This window comes from Gordonia sp. PvP123 (genome assembly GCF_040547295.1).
GTDB classification, from domain to species: Bacteria; Actinomycetota; Actinomycetes; order Mycobacteriales; family Mycobacteriaceae; genus Gordonia; species Gordonia terrae.
The window spans coordinates 422,957-448,493 of the sequence record NZ_JBEPPN010000002.1 but is presented as its reverse complement, the minus strand read 5'-3'; the positions used below and the strand labels follow the sequence as shown (position 1 = coordinate 448,493).

The following is a 25,537-nucleotide window of genomic DNA, read 5'->3' as shown; positions in this document are numbered from 1 at the left end:
GATTGGGTGACGCGTGGGGGCGTCCGTTACATCAACTGCTCAAGGCGCGGGCGCGGGTCACCGAAGACGCGCCAGACAGAAGGGGTCCCACTCATGCAGTGAGTACAGATATCGCGCAAGTTCGCGTGGAGGGCGTCAATCAGCTGCTGCCTGGTCGCCTCACCATGAAAGAGAAACAGGTGAATGCGAGCTCGCTTGTAGGCCTGGAGCTCCGAGGGCGTGACGAGGATTGTGGTATCCCGACCGATTGCCGCCCATCCGTTCCGACCGACATCACGGAGCCAGCGTTCATCCGGCGTCCCTTCCGCTGCTGCGCGGGTTCCGTAGAGCGCGGCCGGGGTATGGACTGTGTAGCCGAGCTCTTGGATCGTTCGCCGCAAGGTCTTGCCGGCGATGTTCTCGTCCAGATAGAACTCAGGCGGTGCGGCCCAGGAGGACGCGAGCGGCGGTTCGAACCTGGGGTCGGGAGATGTTGAACTCCTCGGCAACGACCTCCCCGTCCTCTCCGGCTTTCAGCATCGCAGCGACGTCCGCCAGACGGGGGCCTGATGTGCCGAATCGCGGCTGCCCAAAGGCAACATTCGGGTCGACGATGACCTTGTCTGGTTCCCACTCGCGTAGTTGCAGACGGTTCGGATGCTCACCGTCCCAACTGACGTAGGAGATGTAGTCCTGAACGATCTCGCGGATGACGTTCTGCCCGGATCGCGCTTCGATGAGCCCGGCACCGGCTCGGGTCTTGGCGAAGTCCCATAGGACATCAACGCCGTCTGTGGCCAGATTCGGCGCTGTCAGTACATAATCACGGCCGAAGTCCCGTTGAAGCTGCTCGAGCGCAGGACGAATCTTTCGGACGTGGACACCTGCGTTTCGCAGGGCGTCGAGGACATAGGCCTCGGTCAGGGCGATAAATGACACGTTCGCCTTGCGCCGGGGCGCGTCGACCACATGAAGGAGGGGTTCCCCGCGGTCGTAGCCTTTCGCCCAGCGGTGGAACGTCTGCTGACTGATGGCGAGATAACGAGCCGCGTCGCTCATCGTGAGAATGCCTGCCTCAAAGCGGGGATCGCCGATGGTGGCCATGCTGTACTCCACCTCCCGCCTGACACTGGATTACGAGTTGCCGATTGTAGCCTCACCATGATGGCACCGCGAGCGGGTCCGTGGAGTCTGCATAGCAGCTGCGTAGTCATTGTGACCACCCTCCAACCTGTCGGTGTGTCGTGGTTCCATTTGCACGAGAGTCGGAGAGGTTGAGAATCAGCCCTTGACTCGAACGTATGTTCGGGTATTGTGGAGTCATGTCATCGGGGGCGGGGGCCGGATCCACAGCGGTGGACCCATCACAGCATTCCGTCGAACCGCGCCTTCGTCCCGACAATGAACTCTCCGCCGCCGAACTCGTCGAGGTCCTGAATCATTGCGCCGGCCTGGCGGCCGCGTCTGCGCATCGAATGATGACCGTTGCCAGTCTCATTCACGACGAACGCGAAATGGACTACACCCAGCGGCGCGCCGAGGTGCACACCGGCGAACTCGACTCCATCGAAGCCTTCGACGCCCTGTCGGCACGCGTGGCCGCCGGGGAGAACCCGTATGAGCAGTTCGGTCCGACCGGCCTCGAACAGGCCATCGCCGAAGTCGGCGCGACCCTCACGGTGACACCGGCCGAGGCGAAAGACCTCATCGAAGCCGGTGACGCACTGAGGTACAGGCTCGCGTTCACCGGACACGCCCTGGCATGCGGCCGCATCGACAAGCGCCGCTTCCTCATCGCCCTCAAGCGCACCGATCTGATCACCGATGACGAAGAAATGCAGACCGTGGACGCGCATCTGGCCGAGGCGATCTTCGCCCGCGCACCGATGTCGACCGCACGGTTCACCGCCATGGTCGACTCGATCGTCGCAAAGTGGGCGCCCGACGCAATCCGCCGACGCAAAGAGCGGGTCAAGGGTGACCGCAAGGTCACGGTCACCCCCGATCGGTTCACGCCCGGGCAATCCCGGATCACGGGCACCCTGCCCGACGCCGACGCCGCCGAGTTCAACGCCCGCCTGTCGTCGATGGCCAACGCGGTACACGCCGGTGACCCGCGAACCCTGCCCATGCGCCGCGCCGACGCGCTCAAAGCACTCGCCCGCAGCGAATCCGCAATCGCCTGTCTGTGCCACGACTGCGCCACTGCCGCAAACGAAGCCTGCACCACCACGGTGGTGCAGGACTTTGATGAGACCAGCGGCGACCTCGACACCCCCGCCGACGTCCCGGCCATCGACGCGGTTGTCGCCGACCCGCAGGAGCCGACCGTTTCGCCGTCGCCGTCGCAGGCTCCGCGCGCAACGTTTCACATCGTGGTGAACCTGTCGACCCTGATCGGACTCGACGACGACCCCGCCTTCCTCGACAGGCACGGCATCATCGACTCCGACACCGCCCGAACGCTGCTCGCCGAAGCCCGCCGCACCTACATCCAACCCACACCTGCCGAACCGGAAACCGCACCAGCACCGGTCGCACCCGAGGCCGACAGATCTTCGACGCGATACACCCCATCGAAGAAGCTGCAGGCGTTGGTGCGTGCAGGAGAACTGTGCTGCGCCTTCCCGGGCTGCAACGCCCCGGTCTGGCAGATCGATCTCGATCACACCGACCCGTTCGACCACACCGACCCACGACGCGGCGGGCCGACCGATGCGCGGAATCTGAAACCGCTGTGCCGGTTCCACCACCGCATCAAGACCTTCACCAGCTGGCAGGACCACCAGGACGAATTCCTCACCGCGTGGTTCACCACACCCACCGGGCACATGTTCGTCGGCAACGCCTTCAGCGGACGCGACCTGTTCAACAAACTCACCCCGAGACGGCCACCCGACCACCCCGCCCGTGCACGGCTGAACGAACTGCGCAACAGCGACTTCCGGCGCCAGCAACGCGCCGAACAGCGCTGGAACGACGCCAACCCACCACCCTTCTAGACACCAGGCTCCCGAGCACCGCCGGTCAGAACAACTCCGCCACGGTGCTCGAAGTCATGCGCCCATCTCGATTCTCGCCACCCTCCCACCGATGGTCTCGACCTCGATGACAGCCAAGCCACGACCACCGGGTGCGATCACGTGAAACCGCCACGCGGCGAGACGCCGCACGGATATCGTCTCATGTGTCCATGTGACGAGCTGAGGGATGGAGAGTTCGCGATGAGCATCCGAACCGAGCACTTCGACGCCGTCATCGTCGGTGCCCGGTGCGCCGGCGCGGCAACGGCAATCGCACTGGCCACCAGGGGATCACGTGTCCTGCTCATCGATTCGGCCCGCTTTCCGTCCGACACCCTCTCGACGCACCTGCTCTGGCCGTCGACCATGGCCGAGATCCACGCGCTCGGCGCCCTGCCCGCCGTCGAGGACGCGGGCGCACCGCGTCTCCCGATCGCCGAGGCCGTCCTCGACGAGATCGGCTGGCGCACCACTTATTCACCGGTCTCGGGCATCGACTACGCGATGTGCCTGCGTCGCGCGCACCTCGACGCCGCCCTCCAACGAACCGCGATCGCCGCCGGCGCCGACTTCCGACAACCATGTCGCGCAACGTCGTTGATCTGGAAGGACGGCCGCGCCGTGGGCGTCGTCTACACCGATGACGACGATCGCGAACACCGTGCCGTCGCCCCGATCGTGGTCGGCGCGGACGGTCGCAAGAGCATGGTTGCCCGCGAAGCGAGGGCCGAGATCCCGCTGATCTCTTCACCGAGCGGTCGGTCCTGCTACTTCGCGTACTGGACGGACCCCCGAACCGAGCTGCGCCACATCGCCTCCCAGTGGCGCGTCGGCGCCCTCCTCGGGACCGCCTTCCCCTGCGACGGCGGCCAGACGCTCTGCCTCCTCCAGCCGCCGATCGGAATGGACAGCGAGTTCCGCGGCCGGAAGGCGACCGACGCCTACCTGGCGGGTGTCGCCGCGCTACCCGGACTCGCACGCCGCCTCGAAGAGGCGGAGATGACCTCCCGCGTCCGTTCGTGCACCGGCATCGAGTCCTACTTCCGCCGATCGAGCGGGCCGGGCTGGGCGCTGCCCGGCGACGCCGGACACTTCAAGGATCCCGTCACCGCACAGGGCATCCGAGATGCCTACCGGTACGGCCGCCTGCTCGGCGAAGACCTCGCGCCCATCCTGCGAAACCGCGACCCCGACCCCGACGCCGTCGACATGGCCACCGCGGCCTGGGCGAGACGTCGCGAGCAAGAGTGTGTCGAGATCTATCAGTGGACGAACTTCTTGGCGGCCGGCACCCCACCGTCGCCGCTCGAGTACGAGGTCAATCGCCGGGCCCGTGATCGACCCGGGTACGCCGCGACACTCGGGGACATCTACAACCGGACGACGCCGCCTGCGGCGATGCTGCCCATGTCTGCGCTGCCGGGACTGGTCTACAACGCAGCCCGGCGGGCGTCCTCACGCGCGGTCGCGACCGATCTGCGCACCCAGTCGCAGCGCATGCGACGCGACCGACACGAACGCCGCACCCTCGAACGACTCAGCCCATCAACACCGACGACGACGGGTAGCTCTCGGCGAATCCGGTGGGCAGCGGTGCGATGAAGACGTTCTCGGTGCGGGTTCGGGTGATCCGCCAGCGACCGTCGTCCTTGCGGAAGGCGTTGTTCAACCGACTCGACCGAAGGAGCGCGGTTCCGTCGGCGAACAGCCACGGCTGCATGTGAATCCACTGCCCCTCCGCGTCATCACCGTCGACCCGGATCTGCTCCGACGTGAGGTAGTGCGCATTGAGCAACAGCGCGGGGTCCCGTTTCTCTCCCCAGAAGCGACGGAAATGCTCACGGATCGCCTGCTTGCCCTCGGCACGGCCGAACTGTCCGTCGTAGTACTCCCCGACCCCCTCCCACACCGCGTCGTCGGTGTAGAGGTCGACGATGCGTTCGATGCGCGCCGCGTCGTCCGCGAGACCGGGTTCGGGACACGGAGTGTCACACAGGAACATGTATCGCGCCTGAATCCGGCGGATGTCGGCTTCGGCCTCGAGCGTCTCGACCCGCGCCACAAGTTCCGCGATCCGGGCGTCGGTGTCCACATCGGTCATCGCCCGAGCACCTCCGCCACGGCGCGGGCCTGCTCGATCCACGTCTGGAGCTGTGCCCCGGTCACACCGGGCGGCAGCTGCGACAGCCGGAGCGTCATCGAATAGCCGCCGCGGGCATCCCGGATCGGCAGCACGAGGGAGCCGACGTCGTACGTCTGATCGGACCGCACGTCCCGAATGCGGTAGTCGACAGGCGATTTCCCGATGGACGCGCAGATCTCACGTTCCTGCGACGGCGTCAACCGGCCCCGTTCATAGGACTTCGTCGCCGCCCGCATCTCCTCGTAGGCGGTCGAGCCCTCCTCGGGCAGGAAGGACACAAGATAACCATGCTGCCGGACGAAGTCGAGCCGGTCGCGATGCAGTTGTCGCACATCGTCGTCGGCGTCGCGGAGTTTCGCCAGCCACCGCTCGCGGGTCTCGTCGTCCTGATCGAAGACATAGGTGTCACCGATCGGCGGCACCATCGGAATGCGGTATGCCAGACCCTCTCCCCGGTCGACGCCCGGCGCGGTGGCCGAGAGGACCACGGCCATCTCATCGCGGCTCACGGCCGTGAGGACCGACACCTCGCATCGAACGGACGTGGCCAGGGCCTCGACCTGCGGGCGGGCCGCGTGCGCGGCGTGGATCGTCGGCAGGATCTCGTGGTCCATCCGGGCCATCAGCGACGTGGACACGAAGCTGCCGTAGCCACCCTGGAAGAAGATGAGCGGTGACACGGGGTTCGTCACGGCCAGGTCCAGGACCTCGCAGAGCGCGATCCAGTGATCGCCCGCCTCGACCACGTTGCGGATGCGGGTGTCGATCCAGGCCACGGAGTCGGCCAGCACCGGGTCCCCGGACGGCGACGGGAACCACTCGATGCCCTCGAGCTTGTTCTCCCACCGCTGCGCGACCGTGAGCACGACGTCCTCCTGCTCACCACCGAGGATGTTGATGCACAACGACTCGCAGCGCCGCATCTTCTCGAAGGTGCGCGAGGTCTTCATCGGCATGAAGGAGACCAGCGGCGGGTCCATCGAGACCGAGCTGAAGGTCCCGACGACCATGGCCAGCACCGACCCGTCGTCGCCGCGTCCGGTCACCACCACCACGCCGGTGGGATAATGCCCCATCACATTTCGGAAGATGCTCGGGTCGATGGCGCTGATCACATTGTCGGACATCGCTTCTCCTCAGATCGGTTCGTCGCGGCAGTCAGGCGGCCGGGGAGTCGGCCGATTCCTTGACGTAACGCTTCTGCAAAGTGGCACCGAGTCGCTCCGGCCGCAGGAAGGCGATGCAGAGTGCGCCACCGACGAGCAGGACGATCCCGGTGATGGTGAAGGCCTGATGCACGCCGTCGGCCATGTTCCCGGCCATCTCCGCGCTGGGCTTCTCACCCTTCGGCGGTGAGACGTACCCGGCGTCGGTCATCAGCCATCCGACGAGGATCGGTGAGATCACCGCGCCGAACGACGCCACACCGCCGAGGGTCGCCATCAGGATGGGCCGCTGCCGGGCGCCGACCGCGTAACCGATCGCGGTGGCGGTCATCGGGAACGCCAGACTGCATCCGCCGGCGAGGCACAGGAGTGCCACCGCGGTGATCCCCGACGTCGCCTGGATCGCGATGAAGGACAGGCCCGCCAACACCGCGGCGCAGCCGAACGGTACGGCGATCGCCAGATGGGCCGAACTCCCGCGCCGCATCATCCGATGCCCGAGCGCACCCAGGCCGAGCAACACGAGCGCTCCGACCACCCACGGCACGGTCGTCATCGCGCCCACCTCACCGAGCGAGAGCCCGACGACGGTACCGAGGTACTGGGGCAGCCAGGTCGTCAGGAAACCCTGGACCCAGAAGTTCGACGCCCCGCCGATCACGGCGGACAGGAAGGCCACGCTGAGCAACGCCCGCCAGATCACGACCGGCTTCTGCTCGTCGACCGCGGAGGTCGCGACCTCCTTCGTGCCGGTCTCGCCGGCGTCGAGTGCCGGCTCATCGGGCGATGTGGTCTTCTTGGGCCGGTAGGGACCGTCCGCGCCGATCGCCCACCACGCGATCACCCACACCAGACCGATGATCCCGAGAACACCGAACGCCCACCGCCAACCCCACACGGCGATGACCCAGGCGAGCAACGGTGCGGCGAGGACCGGTCCCAGGGTGGACCCGGCGGCGATGAGGTTCGACGGCAGCGCACGTCGTGTCGGCGAGAACCAGGTGTGCGCGGAGGTGAGCGACATGGCGGTGGCCGGGCCCTCCGCACCACCGAGCACGATGCGGGTCACGAGGAGGACGGCGGCACCGCCGCCGAGGAGCATCGGGAACTGGAGGACCGCCCACGTGACGCCCATCGCGAAGAGGATCCATTTCACCGAGATCTTCGATGCCAGGAACCCGGTGATGACCGAGACGATCGCGTACAGGAAGAAGAAAGCACTACCGATGAATCCGAATTCGGTTGGTGTCAGGCCGAGTTCGGGCATCGCGTCGGCCGAGACCAGACCGAGGACCGCCTTGTCGGCGAAGGCGATGATCTGGAACAGCACCAGCATGCCGGTGACGATCCACGCCCGTCTCGACATGCGGCTGAAGTCGATTCGTCGATCGGGGGTGGGTGATGACGACGACGTCGTCACCTCGGATTCTCTGATGGTCATTGCGTTTCCTTGGGCTGTCGGGCTGAGATGACGCCTGGATTTCGAGGGCTGACATCGACGTTATGGGCACGCGCGCCTACGGCGATACGAGGGAAATCTTTACTGTCGCCGTGATGCGGGACAGGGCAGACTGGTGCCAGAAAGAAGGAGGAACGGTGAGCTCGGCCTACTGGAAACAGCCCATCAGTGAGCAGGCGACCGCGGTCCACGAGAAGGTGGTGTCGGCGGAGGTCCTCGCGCAACAGGTTCGTGAGGAGATCGTTCGCACCGACGCCGACCTGCGCGCGTGGGTCGGGCTGTCCCCGGCCGTCGTCGACGACGCCCGCCGCCAGGATTCGATGCCGGGTCGTCGACCCCTGCGGGGTGTCTCCCTCGGAGTCAAGGACCTCATCGACGTCTCCGGTCTGCCGACCCGCGCCGGTTCGACCATCACCTCGTCGTCTCCCGTATCGTCGGATGCGCCCTGTGTCAGCCGGTTTCGCGATCTGGGGGCAGTGGTCCAGGGCAAGACGGTCACGACCGAGTTCGGCTACTTCTCGCCCGGGCCGACACGGAACCCGCATCAGCGCGAGCACACTCCGGGCGGGTCGTCGAGCGGGTCGGCGGCCGCCGTCGGAGCAGGTGTCATCCCGATGGCGCTCGGCACACAGACCGCGGGTTCACTCACGCGTCCGGCCGCGTACTGCGGTGCGGCGGGCCTGGTCCTCGCCCACGGCTCGACAGACCTGTCCGGGGTCACCGGCCTCAGCGAGTCGCTGGATTCGTTGGGCATCCTGACACGGGACATCGCCGACCTGCAGTATGTGTACTCCGCCTTCTCGGGTCGCTCGCCGATGGTCCCGGGGCGCTCCACCGTCCGGACCGTGGTGGTGTGGGGCGGCAGCGATCTGCACCCGATCCACCCCGCGATGTCGGAGTTGATCAATCGATTGCCGGGGCTGCTCGGCGGTGCCGGCGTCGAGACCCGGGCGCTCGAGTACGACGATCATGTACGCACCCTGGCCGACGACCACGGCACGGTCATGTCCCATGAGGCGGCCGGCACGCTGGACGGCGTCGTCCGGGAACACGGGACCGCACTCAGCCCGCAACTGCGCGAACTCGTCGACGCCGGGCGCGCGGTCGGCGTCGACGAGCACGCGGCCGCCCTCATCCGCCGTGACCGTTCCCGTGATCTCCTCGCCGAGGCGCTCGGCGATCACACCGTGATCGTCGGCCCCGCCGCGCCCGGCCCGGCGCCGCACGGTCTCGCAGCCACCGGTTCGCCCGTGCTGAGCCGTCCGTGGCAGCTCCTCGGGTGCCCGGTCGTCGTCGTGCCCGGTGCCACCACCGACGCCGGGATGCCCCTGGGCCTCCAGGTGATCGGGCTGCCCGGCCGAGAGTCGGCGCTGTTCGAGGTCGCCGCGGTGCTCGAGACCGAGCTCCGGTCGCATCCGGTCGTTCCGGCCTGAGTCCGGTTGGAAGAGAGAAGATCTGCCATGACGATCAAACCCCGTCCCGAGACACATCACCGGATGTTCCTCACCTGCTACGAGGACACCTTCAACTACGGCTGGCATCACGTCGACCTGTTCGTGCACGACGAGCACGGCCGGGAGGTCAACTGGGTGCACTGGACCGTCGAAGCCGACGGTCCGGAGGCCGCCGACGAGTCGGTCCGGCGCGAGGAGCCCTGGCTGAACCGGACCTCGGAGTGGCGGCACCAGGTCAGTGCCGTCGGCATGAACTACTGGACGGCAGACGCGGCGTGGGTATGACGGCAGCAGATGTGACCGCAACGGTGTACGTCGTCGACGACGACCCCGAACTGTGTGAATCGGTCGACTGGCTTCTCGGCAGCATCGGGATCTCGCCGCGCATCTGCCACAGTGCCGACGATTTCCTCGCCCAATACTCCGGGGACAGCCCCGCATGCATCGTCCTCGATGTCCGCATGCCGACCATGAGCGGTCCACGCCTACAGGAGAAGCTCAACGAGTTCGCGCCCCATGTCGCCATCATCTTCGTCTCCGCCCACGGCGACATCCGGATGTCGGTGTCCACGCTGCAGGCCGGCGCGATGGACTTCCTGGAGAAGCCCTACGACCCCCAACGATTGCTCGACGCGGTCCAGGCGGGCATGGAGAAGGCCGTCGAGCGTTTCCGCACCCACGAGCAGAAGCGATGGGTCGAATCGAAGGTCGCACTGCTCACCCCGCGTGAGCGGGAGATCCTTGCGCTGGTGGTCGAGGGGCTGCCCAGCCAGAACATCGCCCGCCGGCTCGACATGAGTGTCAAGACGGTGGACGTCCATCGGGCTCGCATCAAGAGCAAAACCGATGCCGACAGCATCAGCACGCTCGTCCGGGACATCCTGCGATTCGACGTCGCGGTGCCGACCGGCCCGTAGACCTGCGGCTCAGTAGTAGTCGAGCACGAGCTTGTCGCCGGTGGTCCGTGAGACGCACACCGCGATGACCTCTCCGGACTCCCGCTCGGCCTTGGTCAGGACGTTGTCGCGGTGCTCGGGCTCACCGGACAGGACCTGCATGATGCAGGTGCCGCAGATGCCCTCCTGACACGAGGTGTCGACATCGCAACCGTTGTCCTCGAGGACCTCGACGATGCTCCGGTCGGCCGGGACGTGATAGGTCTCGCCGTCGAGCTCGACGTCGAACGCGGAGTTCGCCGACGCATCCGGCTGATCGGTGGCGTGGAAGTTCTCGAAGTGGACCGCATCCGCCGGGACGAAACGCTCGGCCAGTTCCCGGACCTTGGTCATGAAACCGTCCGGTCCGCAGACGTAGACGTGCGAGTGCTGCGGCGCCGATTCCAGCGCGGTGGCCAGGATCGGTCCGTGGGCCTCACGACCCACGCCGACGTGCGCGTGCAGCTTCTCCGGGCAGCGTTCGCGCAGCAGCGGCAGGAATGCCGCCTCCTCCGCCGTACGGGCGAAGTAGTGCAGCTCGAAGCTGATGCCGTGTACGTCCATGTACCGCGCCATGCTCAACATCGGGGTGATCCCGATGCCGGCGGCCACCAAGACGTGATGCGTTGCCGTGGTGTCGATCCCGAGCAGATTGCGTGGTTCGCTGATCTGCAACCGGTCACCGACACGCAACTCGTGCAGAGCCGCCGACCCACCGCGGGACTGGTCCTCGCGCTTGACCGCCACAGCGAACGACTCCCGGCCGTCGGGACGACTACACAGTGAGTACTGCCGGGTGATGGCGGTCGGCCCGACGACGTCGATGTGCGCACCCGGCGTGTACTCCCCCATCGTCGAACCATCCGGCTTCGACAGGTAGAAGGTCTTGATGCTCGGGGTCTCCTGGACGATCGCGGAGACGACGACGTCGGTGAGGGCCATGGGAGTGCTCCTGGTGGTGACGGTGGGTTCGGCGGTGCGGTCAGCGGACGAAGAGCCCGCCGTTGACGTCCCAGCACGCGCCGGTGACGAAGAAGGCGTTCTCGGCGGTCAGCAGGCCGACCACGTCCCCGATGAAGTCGGGGCTGCCCAGTTTGCCGACGGGTATCCCGGCGATCACGGCGTCGAGTTTCTCCGGCGGCACGGTGGCTTTCACGACGGGCAGGTCGTGGGGTCCCGGCGCGATGGCGTTGACCGTGACACCGCGCGCCGCAAGTTCTTTCGCGAAGATCTTGGTGACCGTGAGGATCGCACCCTTCGACGTCGCGTAGTGGGCGCCGGTGGCGGTCCCGCCGTTCTGACCGGCCAGCGAGGCCATGTTGACGATGCGGCCGTAGCCCTCGTCGGCCATCGCGGCACCGAAGACCTGGCAGCCGAAGAAGATGCTGTTGACGTTCGTGTTCAGCACCCGGTTGAAATCCGGCTCGTCCAACGTCATGAGATCGGCGGCCTGGGTGAGTGCGGCGTTGTTGACCACGATCGTCGGTGTGCCCCACACCGACTGCACGTGCGCGAGTGCGTCGACGAAGTTCTGGCGGTGCGCGACGTCGAGGACTGCCGCCTGCGCGGTCGACCCGTCGGGCGAGAGTTCCTCGGCGATCCGCTGCGCCGCGTCGAGTGCGATGTCGGTGAGCAGGACGCGATGACCGTCCCGGTGCAACCGCCGGGCGATGAACGAACCCATTCCGCCGGCGGCTCCGGTGACGACCGCTATCCCCTTGGTGGTCGAGCTCATGTCCACCACCGCCCTCACACCAGGTATCCCGAGGCGCTGACCGCGTCCTCACTGTCGATGAGGCGGGCCACCTTCAGGCTGATCCGGTCGGTCCCGTCGGGTCCGAGCTCGATGGTGTGGGTGAGCTCGGCGCCGATCGTCGAGAAGGTGTCACGCTTGAACGCGTTGAGGATCTGCGCCGAGCGCAGGATGACGGTGTCGTCGCTGACATCGGACACCGTGAATCGGGAGACGATCCGGACCGTCCGGGCCGCCGCGACAGCCGACGGCGCATATCCCTGCATCATCCGCTCGACGCGCAACCGGCGCATCCGCTTGTCGTCGTAGACCATGTTCAGCGACGAGTCGAAGTCCTCGGTGTCGGGGTCGATCGGGATGACATAGTGCGCGTCGTCGGTGTAGAGGGCCTCCCACGCCGGATAGTCCTTGGCGTCGAGGAGTTCGGCCTCCTTCCACACGAGCGCGATCGCACGCAGGACGCGCGGGTCGTCGAAGGTGTGCAGTTCAGTCATCGCTCATCATCCTCTTCCACATGCCGTAGGACTCCCGCATCCCGGTCTCGTCGGTGACATGCGAAGTGGGCCAGCCTTCCTCGGTCGTGTATTCGCGGTTCTCCCCGCGATTGACCAGGATCGGCATGTTCGGATTGCCGCCGGCCCCGATCTGCACCCGGTCCCACCCCTCCGCGTCATCCGGGCTACCGAAACCGAAGGGGCCCTGGAAGTGTTCGTGGATACGCAGGCGTTCCCGGTTGATGCTCTCCGGTCCGCCGTCCATGCCGATGGCCATGTGCCAGACCTCGGTGACGTCGACGCTGATCGGGATCAGGACACGGAAGAACGACGACGACATCGCGATGTTCGGGAACATGTTGAGGTTGAACCCGCACCCGTGCATGGAGCGCATGTACCGGCGGATGCGTTCGGGACTCTCGCCGGCCTCGGTGAGTTCGTCGACGAGATGCTGGAATCGCGGCTGGATCTCCTCGTTGCCGTCGTCGACGTCGAGATCGGCATGCGCCGCCGCCATGATGGCGACGCTGTGCCCGTTCCCGAGTGCGTGCGTCTGCGCGGCCGGGTCGTCCATGAACGACATCATGTTGGCGGTCTCGGCGTCGACCGAGGCCATCCACGACTTGTGCACCATCGGGAAGTGGTAACCGTCGGTCGTGTTCTCCAACTGGATCTTCCAGTTGCCCTTGAACCGGAACTTGTGGCTGCCGAGGACCTTGGTCGGAAATCCGTTCGACTGCTTGAGGAATCGGTCCATCCAGATCTTGGCGTCGCCGAGGTGGTCCTCGAGCGGCTCGATCTCGGTGTTGAACGTCGCGAAGATCATGCCGAGGTAGCTCTCGGTGCGCAGCTTCTGCAGCGGGAAATCGTTCTTCTCGACGACGCCCTCGTACCCGTCCGGGTACGGGATGCCGCGGAGTCGACCATCCAGGGTGTACGACCAGTTGTGGTACGGGCAGGTGAACCCGTTCGCCTTGCCGCTGCGCTGATCGCACACGGTCGCCCCGCGGTGCCGGCACCGGTTCAGCAGGGTGTTGAAGTTGCCCTTGCGATCTCGGGTCACGATGACCGGCTGGTCACCGACCTGGGTGGTCTTGAACGAGCCGGCCTCGGGGACCTCGCTCTCGTGGGCGACCCACACCCAGGTGCGGTAGAAGATCTTGCGCATCTCCTCGGCGAAGATCTCGGGGTCGGTGTAGAGCTGACCGGCGACGCGGTCCTTCTCGGCGAGGTCCGCGAAGCCGCGGGTCGGCCGCTCGATGGTGGTCATCGATGTTCCTTCGTGTGTCGATCGCGCCCTGGGGGCACGAGGAGGGGCTGTCGGTGCGCGATCTTCAGGAGGCGACGTCGTCGCGGATGGTGAGGGCCCGGCCCATCCGCGCCTCGACCTTGAAGTACTTCCACAGCGCGTACTCGCCGACCATGGTGGTGCGCAACAGGTTGCAGGCCGCCTTGACCGTGGGCTGGTCGCGCACGTCGGCGAGGACATAGAACGTCCAGGGCCACCCGTCCGACGGCCCGACCATGTGGGCGTCGTCGTCGAAGGTGCCGATGATGTCGACGCCGTCGAGGTTCTTCAGCCCGGTGAGGAACTCCATCGTCGCCTCCCACACCGGACCGATGTCGGCTTTGGGCAGGTCGAAGAAGTTCTGGTTGTTCCCCACGCAGAACAGCGTGCGCAACGGTTCGTCGGTCATGGGCGATGCACTCCTCGGGTCGTGATGTCGGGGCTGATGTGTGGGGGTCAGGGGAAGCTCGGGATCCCGGCGTCGAGGCCGAGGAGAAGGGCTCCGGCGGCCTCGTAGGTGTTGGTCTGCAACATGGCGTGCTGGGCGGGCACCAGGGCATCCTGCAGGAACCGCTGGAGCGGGTGGGTCTCGTAGATGGCGCCGGTCCCCGCGAGATCGAAGACCTGCAGCACGACGCTGCGCCCGACATGCGCGGCGTGCGTGGCACTCAACCGCAGCAGCGCCTGGTCGTCGGTCGAGATGTGCTGTCCCGCGACGGCTTTGGCCCACACCCGATCGGTGCTCTCGTAGAAGAACGCCCGCGCCGAGCGCAGTTCGGCCTCGGCCACCGCGAGTCCGCTCTTGTACGCCGGCCGGTTGCCCTTGCTGGCACCCCCGGTGATCGAGGTCCGCGCGGCGCCGACCTCGATCGCGTAGTCGAGTGCGCCCCGGGCGGCGCCGAGGGTCACCACGGCGAGCACCTGCGCGGCGTACGCCAGCGCCGGATAGCGCGTCAGCGGTTCGTCGATCTGCGGCACGCCGCCGCGCACGAAGGTCATCTCCTCCGGCACGAACACCCGATCGGCGCGCACGGCATGTGAGCCCGTGGCCTTCATCCCGGCCACATCCCAGTTCTCGACGATCTCCACGTCGGCCGGATCGAGCAGTGCCGTCAGCGGTTTGCCACCGGTCTCGGGTCCGCCGGCCAGGCCGACGCCGATGAGGTCGGCGCCGCGGCACCCGCTCGCGAACTGCCAGACGCCGGTGCACAGATAGCCGCCGTCGACCTTCTGGGCTTCCTGCATCGGGAACAGACCGCCCGCATAGGCGATGTCGGGTCCGTGCGCGTAGATCTTCCGTTGCGTCTCGGCCGGCAGTGCGGCGAAGTACACCAGCGACGATCCGAAGCTGGACACCCACCCGGTGGCCGGGTCGACGGCGGAGATGCGCTCGACCAGCGCCATGAAGTCCGACGGGGCCATCGGCTCACCCCCGAACACCGCGGGCGTCGACGCCCGGTACATGCCGGCGCGTTTCAGCAGCGCGATGAAGTCGGCGGGGACGTACCGCTGCGAGTTGAACTCGTCGCGACGATCCCGGAGCACGTCGAGCGCATGATCGAAGGCTGCGTCGCGCGCCGCCCCCACCGGTTCCGCACACACCCGTTCGGTCAGGCTCTCCGCGGTCATCATTGTCTCCGTTCGGAATCGACTCTCGATCTCGAGATCGACACTATGGACGCGGCGCCGGGCGCGGTATCGGGATTTCCCGCGCCGCGGGTAAGCAATTCCTTACTTGCGTGTCGTCACCTGCATGGCATCGTGGCGAGGGCGAATGCCGGACTCGACGAAGGTGAGGTGATGGCGATGTTCCCCGCTCGCCGGGACTTCGAGCAGATGATCCTCCACACCGGCACCGGCATCCTCATCCACGAGGCGAGTTCGAAGAACATCCTGTGGGCGAACCCGGCCGCCTGCCGCATCTTCGGATTCACCCTCGAGGAGCTGAAGCCCCTCAAGGCGCACCACATGAGCGCCCAGGAACGGCAGTACCGCCGGGAGGTCGGTGTGGCCTGGCTGCAGTCGGCGGTGGTCCACGGGTCGAGCCGCAAACAGTGGAAGTATCGCGCGAAGGACGGCACCGAGTTCCTCACCGACGCCCGCGCGACCCTCGTGCGCTGCGAGGACGGGCCGGTCGTGATGGTCGAGTTCCGCAACATCTCCGAGGAGGTCGAGTTGCAGGAGGAACTCACCTGGGTGTCGGAGTCGTTGCAGCGCATCATGACCCATACGTCGGCCGGCATCGTCGTCCTCGACGACGACAACTGCATCGACGACATCTCACCGCTGGCCGCGAAGCTGTTCGGCCGCACCCCCGCGGAACTGTCGGGCGTCCACCTGGAAGACCTGGGGCGGTGCGAACCCCGACTCACCAGTGATCCCGTCGTCGAACGACTGGCGGACGGTGCGGGTTCGGTGGAGATCCAGCAGGAGATCATCAAAGACGACGGCAGCACCGTGTGGCTGGCAGGTGAACTCGAGATCGTCGCCCACGACGGCATCCGGTCGCGGGTCCTGACCGTCCGCGACGTGACCGACCGGGTCGAATGGGAACGACGCAACGCCTACCAGGAAGCCAATCTCCAGTACCTGAGCCGCTATCACGCGATGGGCGACATGGCGATGATCCTGGCCCACGAACTCGGCCAGCCGCTCGCGGCGTCGACCAATTACCTCAGCGGATTGAAGGCCCGTGTCTCCGCCGAGACGGTCGATGCCCGTAGCCTCGCCTACGGGATCGACCAGATCGAGAAGCAACTCCACCGCGCGGCCGACATCGTGGCGTCGGTCCGCCGCTACGTCCGACGCATCGAGAGCACGACGACGCTCATGGACCTCAACGAGACCGTCGAGGAGAGTCTGTATTTCGTGCGTCTGCGGGCGGCCGAACAGGGGGTGCGCGTGTACGCCGAGATCCCCGACCGGTATCTGCCCGTCCAGGGCGAGAACGTGCTCATCGGTCAGGTCATCATCAACCTCTGCGTCAACGCGCTCGACGAGATCGTCCGGCCGACGACCGAGGTCAAGGAGCTGTCGATCCAGACCGGCGAGGCCGACGGACTGGCGTCGGTGTGGATCCGGGACCAGGGGCGGGGCATGACGGGCGCACCCACCGATCGGCTCGCATCAGGTGCGTTCTCGTCCAAACAGGATGGTTCGGGAATCGGGCTGATCATCTCCGAGCACATCGTGGAACGCCATGGCGGCACCATCAGCTACCTGCCCAACGAACCGTCGGGTACCACGGTCCGCGTGACCCTGCCGCTCGCCACCGGCTCGTCCGGATAGGAGTCAGGACGAGCCGTCGAGGATCGCGTCCATCAGGCGGATCTGGTCGGCGGGCGCCGTGGTCACCGGGTCCAGCACGGCCGTCACCTGGAGTCCGAAGATGGTCGTCATCAGCAGTTCGACCCCGACGCCGATGTCGCGGGCCGGTAGCTCGCCCGCATCCACCGCTTCGTTCCACAGCTGCGTCATCTGCGACTTCCACTCCGCGACCGCCGCGTTGTTGACGTCCGCCATCACGGAGTCGGTCATCGCTCGCTGCCACAGCGACATGGCGATACGAGCCTCGAGGGTGGCCTCGTCGGTCATCGGCATCAGTTCTCGACACAGGGCCCGCAGCGCCGCTCTGCCACTGCGGCGTCGGGTCGCCGACGCGATCCGGGCGTTCGTCGCCTCGATGACGTATTCGTATGCGGTGCGCAGGATCTCGTCCTTACCCGCGAAGTAGTGACTGAGCGCCCCGTTCGTGTACCCGGCCTCCGCGGCGAGATCCCGCATGCTGATCCCGTCGACTCCCCGCGTGGCGAGCAGCCGCCAGGCCGCGGCGACGATGGCGCGGCGGCGCTCATCGTGGTCGACCAGTCGTGGCATCACATCTCCCTGGCTCGGTTCGGACCCGGGTAAAGGTTTTACCGACCCTCGTTCGGCTTCCGGCGGGCGCACCCCGGATGTAGCCTCCATCACAGTTCTTGGTTCTACGTTCGTTGAACCATAACCGACAGGAGAGCTCGACATGGTCGACACCACCCATCCGACGTCGGCTCCCGCACGATCGGCCCTCCGGGGTTCGATCGGTGTTGCCGGCATCGTCTTCCTGGTCATCGCGGCGGCCGCGCCGCTCACCGCGGTGGCGGGTTCGCTGCCCGTGATGATCGCCATCGGCAACGGCGCGGGAGCGCCGATGGCCTACCTCATCGCCGCGGCCGTCCTGCTGGTGTTCAGCGTCGGCTACGCGGCGATGAGCAGTTCGGTGACCGACACCGGCGCCTTCTACGCCTACGTCACCAAGGGGCTCGGCCGCAGCGCCGGCGTCGGCTCGGCCGCGCTGGCGCTGCTCGCCTACACGACCATCCAGGCGGCGATCTACGGCCTGGCGGCATCCACCATGCGCGACGTCGTGATCCGATTCGGCGGTCCCGACGTGCCATGGTGGTTGTGGGCGTTCGTGCTCATGGCCATGGTGGCGGTCCTCGGTTATCGCAGCATCGACCTCGGCGCCAAGGTGCTCGGCGTCCTCCTCGTGGCCGAGATCGCGTTGATCGTCGCGTTGACGGTCGCGGTGCTGGCGCAGGGCGGCGCGCACGGCGTCGACGTCGTGTCCTTCACGCCGTCGGCCTTCCTCTCGGGTTCGCCCGGCATCGCGCTGATGTTCGCCATCGGTTCGTTCGTCGGCTTCGAGGCGACGGCCATCTACGGCGAAGAGGCCCGCAATCCGAGGCGGACCGTGCCGATCGCGACCTACGTCGCCGTGGGCACCATCGGTGTCCTCTACGCCGCGGCGAGCTGGGCGGTGGTGCTCGCCTTCGGCTCGGATCAGGTACAGGCCGCCGCACAGTCCGATCCGGCGAACCTGACCTTCATCGCCACCACCACCTTCCTCGGGAGCGTCGCCGCCGACGTCATGATGGTGATGCTGGTGACGAGCCTGTTCGCCGCACTGCTCGCCTTCCACAACGCCATCGCGCGGTACACCTTCGCGCTGTCGCGGACCGGGTACGCACCGCGTCGGCTCATGGATGTGCATAATCGCCACGGCTCGCCGCACATCGGCTCGGTGGTGCAGACGGCGACCGCGTTCATCCTGGTCGGCGCCTTCGCGGTGGCCGGCGCCGATCCCGTGCTGCAGTTGTTCACCTGGATGGCCGGTGTCGCGATCGTCAGCATCCTGGTGCTGATGGTGCTCACCAGCGTCGCGATCATCGTCTGGTTCCGGCGGGACACCGCCGACAACCGCCTGTGGCACACCAGGATCGCGCCGGCCCTGGGCACCGTCGGGTTGCTCGGCATCACCGCGCTCGTGGTCGCCAACTTCACCACCCTCATCAGCGGATCACAGGTCCTCGCCACCGTGTTCCTGCTCGTCATCGCCGCCGTGTTCATCGTGGGCGCATGCATCGGCCGCTGGCTTCACCCGGCGCGCCGAGACACCCCGGCCACGTCCGCATCCTGATCAGCCAACCCAGCCAACCCAGCCAACCCAGCCAACCCAGAAAGCGTGTTCTCATGATCGACATCTCGAACCTGCACACCGGCCTCTACATCGGTGGCACCTGGCGCAGCGCAGACGCCACCGTCACGACCCTCAATCCGTCGACGGCACAACCACTTGCCGAGCTCGCATCGGCCGATGACGCCGACGTCGACGCCGCGGTCACCGCCGCGCATTCGGCCTTCCGCGGCGAGTGGGGCGCCCTCGCACCGTCGCGCAAGGGCCTGCTGCTGAACCGGCTCGCCGATCTCGTCGAGCGCGACATCGAACAACTCGCCGCGCTCGAGTCGCTCGACATGGGGCGTCCGCTCGGCATGAGTTCGGCGCTGATGATCCCTAACCTGATCGCGACCCTGCGCTACTACGCGGGATGGGCGGACAAGATCAACGGTGAACTCATCGCGAACGACGGCTACCTGGGTGGACCGGTTCCCACGCACGCGTACACCCGGCGCGAACCGATCGGCGTGGTCGGGGCCATCATCCCCTGGAACGCGCCGTTGATGATCCTCGGGTGGAAGCTGGCTCCCGCCCTGGCAGCCGGCAACACGGTGGTCATCAAGCCCGCCGAGGACGCCTCGCTGTCGGTGCTCCGCCTTGCCGAACTCGTCGACGAGGCCGGTTTCCCTGCCGGAACGGTCAACGTGGTCACCGGCCTCGGCCGCGTGGCCGGCGCCGCCCTGTCCCGCCACCCCGGGGTCAAGAAGATCTCCTTCACCGGCTCCACCGAGACCGGTCGGACCATCCTGCGCGACTCCGCGGACACGTTCCGGCGCACCGCACTCGAATTGGGCGGCAAGGCACCGCAGATCGTCTTCGACGACGCCGACCTCGACGCCGCCATCCCGGGGTGCGCGATGGGCATGTTCTTCAACCAGGGCGAGGTCTGTGCGGCGGGCACCCGGGTGATCGCGCACCGCAAGGTCTACGACGCGATCCTCGACGGACTCACCGGCGCCGCCCAGGCCCAGGTTCTCGGCGACCCGTTCGACCCGTCGACGACGATGGGCCCGCTGGTCAACGCCCGTCAGCGGGACCGCGTCCTCGCCCTGCTGGAGACCGGCGTCGACGAGGGCGCCGAGGTCGTCATCGGCGGTGCGGCACCGGACTCCGCCGGGTTCTACGTGACACCCACCGTCCTGGCCGGGCGCAACGACATGACCGTCGCGCGCGAGGAGATCTTCGGACCCGTCGGCCTGGTCATCCCGTTCGACACCGACGACGAGGCGCTGGCATTGGCCAACGACAACCAGTACGGACTGTCGGCGACCCTCTGGACCACGGACCTCACCCGCGCCCACACCGCCGCCGCGCGCATCGATGCGGGGGCCATCGGCATCAACGGATGGTCACCGCTGGCACCGCAACTCCCGTGGGGTGGGGTCAAGGCGAGCGGTATCGGTCGCGAGCTCGGGTACGAGGGCATCCTCGCCTACACCGAGTCCAAGACCGTCACCGTCGTGCTCTGACATCCCATCCTCCCCACACCGTTCTCAGGAGCAGCCATGTCCTCTCATCCCCTACCCGGCGCCGACGAATCCGCGCCGCACGCAGCAGGTTCCGGGCGATCCCCACGTCCATCTGTCCTCGTCATCGGCGCCGGCTTCGCCGGACTCACCGCGGCCCGCGAGCTCGAGGCCGCCGGCATCGAGGTCCGCGTCGTCGAGGCACGCGAGCGCATCGGCGGCCGTGCCTGGACCGACGAACGCCTGGGCGGCCATGCCCTGGAGATGGGCGCGACGTGGGTGCACTGGATGCAACCGTTCGTCTGGACCGAGATCACCCGCTACGCGCAGACGATCTACCCTAGCCCCGACATCGAGTCGGCGTACTGGGTGAGCGACGGCGTCGTGCACTCCGGCACCGAACACGACCTCGACACCAAGCTCTCCCGGCTGCAGGAGACCATCGTCGACGGCTCGCGCGAGTTCTTCCCGTACCCGCACGACCCGCTCGCCATCCTCCGCGACCCCGACACGGATCCCGAACTGCGGGAACGCTTCCTGGCCGCCGACAAGGGCAGCGTCCTCGACTGCCTGCACAACGGTGACTTCACCCGCGAGGAGATCGATCTCGCCGACTCGTACTGGTCGGCCGGTTATCAGGGCCCGACGGCCACGGCGTCCCCGCTGATGGCCAAACACTGGGCCTCGCTGAGTGATCACCGCAGCTCTCTCATGGACGAGCAGACCCTGCGGTTCAAGCTCACCAAGGGGATGCGGGGCCTCTACGAGGCGATTGCCGGCGACCTACGCGGCGAGATCACCCTGGGCACACCGGTTCGCTCGGTGGCCCACGATTCCCACGGCGCCCGGGTCACACTGGCGACCGGTGAGGTCGTCGCGGCCGACGCGGTGATCGTCACCGCACCCATCGGCGCGCTGCGCACCATCGACTTCAACCCCGCGCTGTCGGCCGAGCAGACCGCTCTCATCTCCGACGGCACCAACTCGGTGGGGTTCAAGATCTGGATCAAGGTCGCCGGTCACCACTCCGTGATCGCCGGAGCGCCCGGACAGCACCCGATCTCCCTGCTGCGCAGCGAATACTTCCTCGAGGACGAGGACGCCACCATCCTCGTCGGCTTCGGTTCCGATCACACCGCCATCGATCTCGACGACGTCGCCTCGGCACAGATGGCCGTCGATGTCTGGCGCACCGATCTGACGGTGCTCGAGTGCGGCGGTCACGACTGGGTAGCCGACCCCTGGTCCGGCCAGACCTGGGCGACACTCAAGTCAGGTCAGTTCTTCAACGGCTGGAGCCTGTTCCACGACTCCACCACCCGCCTGCACTTCGCGGGGGCCGACTTCGCGAAGGGCTGGAACGGCGTGGTGGTCGACGGCGCCATCGAATCCGGGATCACCACCGCACGCAAGGTGATCGCCGAACTGCGGTGAGCGCGCGGACGCCGGAGCCGCCGTCCGGGTGGCTGTTAGCCTGCCCCCATGTCGGAGCCGCCGCCGTTCAGCCCGGTCGTCACCCTGCTCACCCTCAGCCGGGTGTGGGAGGCCGAGCTCGGCTCCGCGCTCAAGCCCCTCGGACTGACGACGCGGAAGTTCGGTCTGCTCGGCCACATCCGCGGCACACCGGACATCTCCTTCAGCGAACTGGCCCGCCGGTCGCGCATCACGGTGCAGAGCGCACACGCCGCGGTCTCGGGCTTCGTCGACGCCGGCCTCGTCGACGACGCCACCGCCCACGCCGGGGCCGCGTCGACGTTGCGGATCACCCCGGCGGGCGAGGAGGCGCTCACCCGCGCCACCGAGGCGGTCACCCGGCTCGACGCCGAGTTCACCTCGCGTGATCCCGAACTCGCCCAGGCACTGCGCGACGTGATGAGACGCACCATCTCGGAGTCCTGATCCGCCGCGGTGCCGTACGGGGCCACCTTCAGTTAGACTGAAGGTTGTGAAGGTCCGCCATTACCTCCGTCGACCCCCGACCGTGTCCGCCGCCGAGGCACTGCGCCTGGTCGCCGAGGGCGCCGTCGTCGTCGATGTCCGCCGCGAGTTCGAATGGAACCGCGTCCACATCCCGGATGCGGTGCACATGCCCCTGGAGGTGCTGCCGACGCGGTGCCTCGAACTGCCCGAAGACACCCTGCTCATTGCGTTCTGCACCGGCGGAATCCGATCCGCCGGTGCGGCAAACCTCCTCGTGGAGAACGGATTCGAGGCCGTCAACATGAGTGGCGGCCTCATCGGCTGGCGAGCGGCCGGCGGCGACCTCACCGAGTGAGATCGCCACCGTCGACGGCTCAGGCGTTCGCGTTGGCGAACGACTCCAGACTGCTCGTCGCGTCGATGTACTCGGTGACCCACCGTTCGATCACCGCGGAGGTCTTCTCGACCTTGCGGAACTGCCCGACGACCTGCCCGACGGGGTTGAAGGCGACGTCGATGCTCTCGTCGGGGTGCTTGTGCGTCGCCGCGACCGCCATGCCGGAGACCATGTACTGCAACGGCATTCCCAACGGATCGGGATTGTTCGGGTCCTCCCAGGCCTCGGTCCAGTCGTTGCGGAGCATGCGGCACGGCTTGCCGGTGAACGACCGGCTGCGCACCGTGTCGCGACTCGAGGCGTCGATGTAGGTCTGCTGCTGGACCGGGGTGTTCTCCGCCTCTTCGACCATCAGCCACTGCGAACCGCTCCACGCGCCCTGCGCACCGAGCGCGAGGGCCGCCGCGATCTGCTCACCGCTGCCGATGCCCCCGGCAGCCAGAACCGGCACCGGCGCAACCTCTTTGACCACCTGCGGCCAGAGCACGATGGAACCCACCTCGCCGCAGTGACCGCCGCCTTCGCCGCCCTGGGCGATGATGATGTCGACGCCTGCGTCGGCGTGCTTGCGCGCCTGCTTCGGCGATCCGCAGAGCGCGGCCACCTTGCGGCCCGCGGCCTGGATCTTCTCGATCATGTCGGCGGGCGGCGTCCCGAGCGCGTTCGCGATCAGGGTGACCTTGGGATGCTGCAGCGCGATCTCGACCTGCGGGGTGGCCGTCGCCTCGGTCCAACCCAGGAGCTGCAGGGAGTTGTCGCTGTCCTCGTTGAGCGGCACACCGTGGTCACGCAGGAGCTTGCGTCCGAAGTCGAGGGTCTCCGCCGGGACCATCGACTGCAGCATCTTGGTGAGCTCGTCACCCGACATGTTCGAGTCCATGCCCTCGTACTTGTTCGGGATGACGATGTCGACGCCGTAGGGACGGTCGCCGATGTGCTCGTCGATCCAGTTCAGCTCGATCTCGAGCTCCTCCGGGGTGAACCCGACCGCGCCGAGCACCCCGAATCCGCCCGCCTTGCTCACCGCGACCACCACGTCGCGGCAGTGGGTGAACGCGAAGATCGGGAACTCGATACCGAGCTCATCACAGATCGGGGTGTGCATGCAGGACTCCTCGCCGGTCAGAATTAGAACGTGTTCTACTCTGAATACCAGGCCGGGGGGTCACGGACAAGCGTTCGACCGGAACCCGGGCCGAATCGATCCCGTCACTGCCCGTACGGTTGCCGCGCCGTCTCCGGGTCGCCGTAGGTGATCGCGCGCTCTCGCCGACTGTCGGTGAGCAGCGTTGCGCCCCAGGTCATCACGGTGCCCATCCGATTGCGCACACCCGCCAGGAACGCGATGTGGATGACACCCCACGCGACCCAGCCCAGGAAGCCCGACAGTTGCAGGGGTCCCGACTGCACGATCGCGTGCCGGCGCGCGATGTAGGCCGCCGTGCCGAGGTCGCGGTACTTGAACGGGGACCGGTCCGTTTGTCCCGCAACGGTTTCGGCGATCACCGCGCCGACGTGCCGGCCGCCCTGCATGGCCACCTCGGCGACCCCCGGGAGGTCGCGGTAAGCGCTCATGTCACCGCACACGAAGACGTCGGGGTGACCCGGGACCGACAGGTCGGCTTCCACCGGTATCCGGCCGCCGCGGTCCTGGTCGGCCCCCAGCGCCCGGGCGAGCGTGGTCGCGAACGGGACGGCCTCGACACCGGTCGTCCACAGCGTCGTCCGCGCGGGGTACGTCTGCTTGTCGCCGTCGGCCTTGCGGGTCGTCTCGACGTGGTCCTCCCCCACACCGGTCACGTGTACGCCGAGGTGGGTCTCGACCCCGAGTTCGTCGAGTGTGCGCTGGGCCCTGGCCGACAGCTTGGTGGAGAACGACGGCAACACCCGATCACCGCCGTGCAGGAGCAGCACCCGCGCCTGCGCCGGATCGATCGCATCGAACTCGCGCTCGAGCGCGAGCGTCGCGACCTCCCGGATCTGCCCCGCGAGCTCGACTCCGGTCGGCCCGCCGCCGGCCACCGCGAAGGTGAGCCAGGATCGCTGCTCCTCCGGGTCGGTGACCGTCTCGGCCATCTCGAACGCGGCCATGATCTTGCGCCGGATGGACAGCGCGTCGTCGAGGGTCTTCATTCCCGGTGCGTGGGCGGCGAAGTCCTCGTTGCCGCGGTAGGCGGTGCGCATCCCGGCCGCGACCACCAGATGGTCGTACGACAGGCGAAAGGACGATCCGTCGATGCGATCGACCGTCAGCTCGCGGGCGTCGACGTCGATGTCCGATGCCTCGCCGAGCACCACGTCGAGGTTCTTGTGCCTGCGTGTCAGATGACGGACCGGGCTGGAGATCGCGCCTTCCGACAGCAGCCCGGTGGCGCACTGATACAGCAGCGGTTGGAACAAGTGACTGGTTCCGCGGTCGACGACGGTGACGTCGACCGGCTCGTTCTTGAGCCGGCGGACACAGTGCATGCCCGCGAATCCGGCGCCGATGACGACAACTCTGGGTCTTGGGGTGGCCACCCGGCCGATTGTTCCAGACATTCCCGCGCCTGCGGCGGGTGTTTAC

Annotated in this window: 25 protein-coding genes; 11 read left to right on the top strand and 14 right to left on the bottom strand. The window is 67.2% G+C overall.

The window, feature by feature from the left end:
• Positions 1-26: 26 nt before the first annotated feature.
• On the bottom strand, positions 27-380 hold the full coding sequence (locus ABIC25_RS04900) for a PIN-like domain-containing protein (protein ID WP_354560235.1): 354 nt from the start codon (positions 378-380) through the stop codon (positions 27-29).
• Positions 381-414: 34 nt separating this feature from the next.
• Entirely contained in the window at positions 415-1,083 is a 669-nt protein-coding gene (locus ABIC25_RS04895) for a DUF433 domain-containing protein (RefSeq protein ID WP_354560233.1), read from the bottom strand.
• Positions 1,084-1,301: 218 nt separating this feature from the next.
• On the opposite strand from ABIC25_RS04895, the gene ABIC25_RS04890 reads away from it, so the two are divergent.
• Both ABIC25_RS04890 and ABIC25_RS04885 read left to right on the top strand, forming a co-directional pair.
• Positions 1,302-2,981 (top strand): HNH endonuclease signature motif containing protein, encoded by a 1,680-nt coding sequence (locus ABIC25_RS04890; RefSeq protein ID WP_435529104.1) that lies wholly within the window; start codon positions 1,302-1,304, stop codon positions 2,979-2,981.
• Between the two features lie 222 nt (positions 2,982-3,203).
• Positions 3,204-4,604: an NAD(P)/FAD-dependent oxidoreductase gene (locus ABIC25_RS04885; protein ID WP_354560230.1), complete on the top strand. Its 1,401-nt coding sequence runs from the start codon at positions 3,204-3,206 to the stop codon at positions 4,602-4,604.
• Here the strand turns inward: ABIC25_RS04885 and ABIC25_RS04880 are convergent.
• The 3 genes from ABIC25_RS04880 to ABIC25_RS04870 are packed head-to-tail and all read right to left on the bottom strand — an operon-like array spanning position 4,540 to position 7,752.
• Positions 4,540-5,103 carry a nuclear transport factor 2 family protein gene (locus ABIC25_RS04880; RefSeq protein ID WP_354560228.1) on the bottom strand — a complete coding sequence of 188 codons (564 nt, stop codon included), beginning with the start codon at positions 5,101-5,103 and terminating at the stop codon, positions 4,540-4,542. The two genes, ABIC25_RS04885 and ABIC25_RS04880, sit on opposite strands and share 65 nt — an antisense overlap.
• Positions 5,100-6,272: a flavin reductase family protein gene (locus ABIC25_RS04875; RefSeq protein ID WP_354560226.1), complete on the bottom strand. Its 1,173-nt coding sequence runs from the start codon at positions 6,270-6,272 to the stop codon at positions 5,100-5,102. The genes ABIC25_RS04880 and ABIC25_RS04875 overlap by 4 nt, the downstream gene beginning before the upstream one ends.
• A gap of 31 nt (positions 6,273-6,303) precedes the next feature.
• Positions 6,304-7,752 (bottom strand): MFS transporter, encoded by a 1,449-nt coding sequence (locus ABIC25_RS04870; protein WP_354560224.1) that lies wholly within the window; start codon positions 7,750-7,752, stop codon positions 6,304-6,306.
• 155 nt (positions 7,753-7,907) lie between these two features.
• Here ABIC25_RS04870 and ABIC25_RS04865 point away from each other — a divergent pair, with 155 nt between their 5' ends.
• The 3 genes from ABIC25_RS04865 to ABIC25_RS04855 are packed head-to-tail and all read left to right on the top strand — an operon-like array spanning position 7,908 to position 10,141.
• Complete coding sequence (locus ABIC25_RS04865) at positions 7,908-9,203, top strand: amidase (protein WP_354560222.1); 1,296 nt, start codon at positions 7,908-7,910, stop codon at positions 9,201-9,203.
• 27 nt (positions 9,204-9,230) lie between these two features.
• Complete coding sequence (locus ABIC25_RS04860) at positions 9,231-9,509, top strand: hypothetical protein (protein WP_004572205.1); 279 nt, start codon at positions 9,231-9,233, stop codon at positions 9,507-9,509.
• The gene (locus tag ABIC25_RS04855; RefSeq protein WP_101819047.1) at positions 9,506-10,141 is read left to right on the top strand and encodes a response regulator transcription factor; all 636 of its coding nucleotides are present in this window, start codon (positions 9,506-9,508) and stop codon (positions 10,139-10,141) included. Before ABIC25_RS04860 ends, ABIC25_RS04855 begins: the two co-directional genes overlap by 4 nt.
• A 9-nt stretch (positions 10,142-10,150) precedes the next feature.
• On the opposite strand, the gene ABIC25_RS04850 is transcribed toward ABIC25_RS04855, so the two are convergent.
• The 6 genes from ABIC25_RS04850 to ABIC25_RS04825 all read right to left on the bottom strand — a co-directional run bounded on the left by ABIC25_RS04850 (position 10,151) and on the right by ABIC25_RS04825 (position 15,326).
• A complete protein-coding gene (locus tag ABIC25_RS04850) occupies positions 10,151-11,101 on the bottom strand; it encodes a PDR/VanB family oxidoreductase (RefSeq protein WP_101819048.1) in 951 nt (316 codons plus the stop codon).
• Positions 11,102-11,141: 40 nt separating this feature from the next.
• Complete coding sequence (locus ABIC25_RS04845; protein ID WP_354560220.1) at positions 11,142-11,894, bottom strand: SDR family NAD(P)-dependent oxidoreductase; 753 nt, start codon at positions 11,892-11,894, stop codon at positions 11,142-11,144.
• Positions 11,895-11,908: 14 nt separating this feature from the next.
• Positions 11,909-12,406 carry an aromatic-ring-hydroxylating dioxygenase subunit beta gene (locus tag ABIC25_RS04840; RefSeq protein WP_239400399.1) on the bottom strand — a complete coding sequence of 166 codons (498 nt, stop codon included), beginning with the start codon at positions 12,404-12,406 and terminating at the stop codon, positions 11,909-11,911.
• Positions 12,399-13,676, bottom strand: coding sequence for an aromatic ring-hydroxylating oxygenase subunit alpha (locus ABIC25_RS04835; RefSeq protein ID WP_354560219.1), 1,278 nt, complete (start codon positions 13,674-13,676; stop codon positions 12,399-12,401). The genes ABIC25_RS04840 and ABIC25_RS04835 overlap by 8 nt, the downstream gene beginning before the upstream one ends.
• A gap of 64 nt (positions 13,677-13,740) precedes the next feature.
• Positions 13,741-14,103: a hypothetical protein gene (locus ABIC25_RS04830; RefSeq protein WP_004572199.1), complete on the bottom strand. Its 363-nt coding sequence runs from the start codon at positions 14,101-14,103 to the stop codon at positions 13,741-13,743.
• Positions 14,104-14,150: 47 nt separating this feature from the next.
• Entirely contained in the window at positions 14,151-15,326 is a 1,176-nt protein-coding gene (locus ABIC25_RS04825; protein WP_354560217.1) for an acyl-CoA dehydrogenase family protein, read from the bottom strand.
• Between the two features lie 174 nt (positions 15,327-15,500).
• Here ABIC25_RS04825 and ABIC25_RS04820 point away from each other — a divergent pair, with 174 nt between their 5' ends.
• Positions 15,501-16,982 carry a PAS domain S-box protein gene (locus tag ABIC25_RS04820; protein WP_354560338.1) on the top strand — a complete coding sequence of 494 codons (1,482 nt, stop codon included), beginning with the start codon at positions 15,501-15,503 and terminating at the stop codon, positions 16,980-16,982.
• 3 nt (positions 16,983-16,985) lie between these two features.
• On the opposite strand, the gene ABIC25_RS04815 is transcribed toward ABIC25_RS04820, so the two are convergent.
• A complete protein-coding gene (locus ABIC25_RS04815; RefSeq protein WP_004572196.1) occupies positions 16,986-17,570 on the bottom strand; it encodes a TetR/AcrR family transcriptional regulator in 585 nt (194 codons plus the stop codon).
• Between the two features lie 142 nt (positions 17,571-17,712).
• On the opposite strand from ABIC25_RS04815, the gene ABIC25_RS04810 reads away from it, so the two are divergent.
• From ABIC25_RS04810 to ABIC25_RS04790, 5 genes are read left to right on the top strand one after another with little or no spacing between them, the layout of a single operon-like run.
• The gene (locus tag ABIC25_RS04810; protein ID WP_354560215.1) at positions 17,713-19,149 is read left to right on the top strand and encodes an APC family permease; all 1,437 of its coding nucleotides are present in this window, start codon (positions 17,713-17,715) and stop codon (positions 19,147-19,149) included.
• 53 nt (positions 19,150-19,202) lie between these two features.
• Entirely contained in the window at positions 19,203-20,657 is a 1,455-nt protein-coding gene (locus ABIC25_RS04805) for an aldehyde dehydrogenase family protein (RefSeq protein WP_354560214.1), read from the top strand.
• A 36-nt stretch (positions 20,658-20,693) separates the two neighbouring features.
• On the top strand, positions 20,694-22,088 hold the full coding sequence (locus ABIC25_RS04800) for a flavin monoamine oxidase family protein (protein ID WP_354560213.1): 1,395 nt from the start codon (positions 20,694-20,696) through the stop codon (positions 22,086-22,088).
• Between the two features lie 48 nt (positions 22,089-22,136).
• Entirely contained in the window at positions 22,137-22,553 is a 417-nt protein-coding gene (locus ABIC25_RS04795; RefSeq protein WP_354560211.1) for a MarR family winged helix-turn-helix transcriptional regulator, read from the top strand.
• Positions 22,554-22,599: 46 nt separating this feature from the next.
• A complete protein-coding gene (locus ABIC25_RS04790) occupies positions 22,600-22,929 on the top strand; it encodes a rhodanese-like domain-containing protein (protein WP_248645144.1) in 330 nt (109 codons plus the stop codon).
• A 19-nt stretch (positions 22,930-22,948) separates the two neighbouring features.
• Here the strand turns inward: ABIC25_RS04790 and ABIC25_RS04785 are convergent, their stop codons facing one another.
• Positions 22,949-24,076, bottom strand: coding sequence for a nitronate monooxygenase (locus ABIC25_RS04785; RefSeq protein WP_004019003.1), 1,128 nt, complete (start codon positions 24,074-24,076; stop codon positions 22,949-22,951).
• A 104-nt stretch (positions 24,077-24,180) separates the two neighbouring features.
• Positions 24,181-25,491 (bottom strand): NAD(P)/FAD-dependent oxidoreductase, encoded by a 1,311-nt coding sequence (locus ABIC25_RS04780; protein ID WP_033203577.1) that lies wholly within the window; start codon positions 25,489-25,491, stop codon positions 24,181-24,183.
• Positions 25,492-25,537: the final 46 nt, after the last annotated feature.